Source organism: candidate division KSB1 bacterium (assembly GCA_022566355.1).
Lineage (GTDB): Bacteria > Zhuqueibacterota > JdFR-76 > JdFR-76 > DREG01 > JADFJB01.
Genome location: JADFJB010000213.1, coordinates 1 through 2653 on the forward strand (window position 1 = coordinate 1; position 2653 = coordinate 2653).

Annotated in this window: 2 protein-coding genes; both read right to left on the bottom strand. The window is 37.2% G+C overall.

Annotated elements, in window-relative coordinates; genetic code table 11:
- The coding region (locus IIC38_20290; protein ID MCH8128261.1) for a glycosyltransferase family 4 protein at positions 1-1249 on the bottom strand (1249 nt) is incomplete at its 3' end.
- Between the two features lie 16 nt (positions 1250-1265).
- Positions 1266-2653, bottom strand: a 1388-nt coding sequence (locus IIC38_20295) for a hypothetical protein (protein MCH8128262.1), incomplete at its 5' end; no start/stop codon positions are given.

Consider the following 2653-nt stretch of genomic DNA (forward strand, 5'->3'; position numbering starts at 1 on the left):
ATTGGTTGTCATTCTTCGAATTGATTAATTTCTCGTAAATATCTATGATCCTTTTGTAGTGTACTTCCGCACTAAATTCTTTCTCCGCTTTGGCACGTGCATTGCTCCCCAAGTGGTTACAATATTCCGCATTCAACCATAGTTGTTTAATTCTGTCAGTTAATTCATCAACATTGCCTGCTGTGAAATGCAACCCATTAATTCCGTGGTCTACCAGTTCTGGCATGCCTCCTAAGGCACTAACTATAACTGGTTTTCCCATTGAAAATGATTCGTAAATAACCAGGGGTGAATTATCATACCACTCCGACGGTACAATGACAAATTTGGAATTCTGAACCAAATTCACTAATTTTTCACCACTTTGATTACCCCAGAAGTTAACGTTCTCTAACCGATTACTTTTTGCAAAGTCCTCAAGAAATAATCTATATGGTCCATTTCCCATAATATACAGGTTCACATCAGGTGTATTGACCATCGCTTTTAGTAAATTTTTTACACCTTTTTCTTCTGAAAGTCTGCCATAGTAAATACAGTAATCCGAAGCAGTAGGATGATAAGGGTAGTCATCAAGATTAATTGTATAGAACTGATGCCATATCTTCCGCTGGGGAATACCACCTTCTATCAGCTTGTCCCCTAAAAATTGGCTGGGCACATGAAACAAATCAATCAAATCATAGATCTTCATCCATTTATGAATATAGCTTTCAAAAGCTAAAAGAGAACTTGCAGCCCGTGATTCTTTATGACACTTCTCGACAACTGCATGGTAAAAGTCACCTCCCACACACTTTTCACATATCTGATTCTTGTGCATTACAAAGAGTCTGTAACTTGGACAGACCAGTTTATATTGATGGCAAGTTTGAATTATGGGAATGTTATAATCCCGCAAAGCATGCAGTATTGAAGGCGATAATTGGTGATCAATCATATGTAGATGGGCAACATCCGGTTTCACTTTATCAATAATTTTAGCAATTGCATTTTTAGCTTCATATGAATAAACGATTCTTCCAAAAATCTTTCTCACTTGTTTCAGTTTCTGAACTTTGGATAAACCGTTAAACTCAATATTACTGACAAAATCAGATTCATACGGCGTTTTAAAATTATTAGGGTGCTGCATAGAGAATGGAATCACTTCGTGACCATTGGATTCTAATACATTTTTAAGTTCAAAGAAATACCGCTCCGCACCACCCTTAATAAAATAATATTTGTCAACCATTAATATTTTCATCTGGCTTTTTTCAGGCTTACTGTTTTCCGTTACCGGCCTTCAGGATCAGGAGCGCCACACTGTTATTCTGTAAATTTACTTCCTTAACATAGGTTTTCTTCGCTTCAATTTTCACAACTTCCGATTCAACCAACTCAAGATCATCTCTCTGTTGTAGTTGTTCCAGTTGATTTTTATTTGGCCGTTTTGGCGAACCCAGTTCTTGCCATACCGAATAGCCGTTACTATGGGACTTATCAATCAAATAAAGATTTGATTCAAAATTCGAGAATGGCAAATTATTAATGCTTATGGAAACAGGAAAAAATTTGTTATTTTTATTTTTCTTATCCCCTTCGTCCAGGTGATAAATAAGAACCTGAACTGCGTTGGATCCACTTTTGGCTGCAATAGCATGAATCGGATCCCCAAATTCCGTTCCTTTCACTTCAATCCTGACGGATCCCAATCTGGAAAGAGCGTCAAATGCATTAAACACCGGCCGTTTAACAATAGAATTAGGCGATGGATGTTTGGGATGGCCGAAGGCTGTAACAATTCCAAAATGATCACTGAAATTAGGGGGAATAGGCTTTGTCCAAAAAAACATCATGTCGGGTACGTAATCACTGCCTTCTCGGTCACCCAGGTAAAAAATACCGTCTACAAGTTTTACCAACCAAGCAGCGACATAACGTGTATTTAACCAGGCTTTTGGAGAAGCTGTTGGACCATACTCTGTTATCAAAAACTGTGAATTTTCAACCAACTCGCCATTATGTTTTTTGGCATTATCAATAAATGCTTTCATACTAGGTAATATTTTACTTTCCAAATCGCCATAATTATGTCTTGATAAAAAATCAACCCGAACGCCACCCCGGGCATTTGCTAAATTGGTTCCAGATTTTATATGATCCATCCAGGGATTTAAAAACATTTCTATGTCACCGGCAATTGCAGGGCCGCCAATTTTTATCTTTTCATTTGCTTCTATCGCACCGGCAACTGAATAGTCGTATAATTTGAAGTATTCGCGGTTATCCCCTCTGTTAGCAAATTTCTTTTTATTCGGATGATAAACCCAAAAAAATCGAGGTAAATCAGGCTCATTCCAGACTTCATAGTACCATTTCTCGATTTCTTCATTACCATATCGCTCTTCTAAATGTTTAACCGTATTAAAAATTAATTTTTGCCACTCCTGATAATCGTTCGGAGGCGATACTAGTCCGTGATGCCAGGGATTCTTCTTTTTTAAATTGGACGCTAAAGCGCTTGGCATGTAAGTAAACGAAACCAAAGGTTTCATTCTACATTCTAAAATAAGGTCAAATATTTCATCCATTATTTCCCAATTGTACTTTACTTCTCCATTCTCTACAGTATAGATATTACCGCCCGTATTTTCTTTTCGTTTTTCAT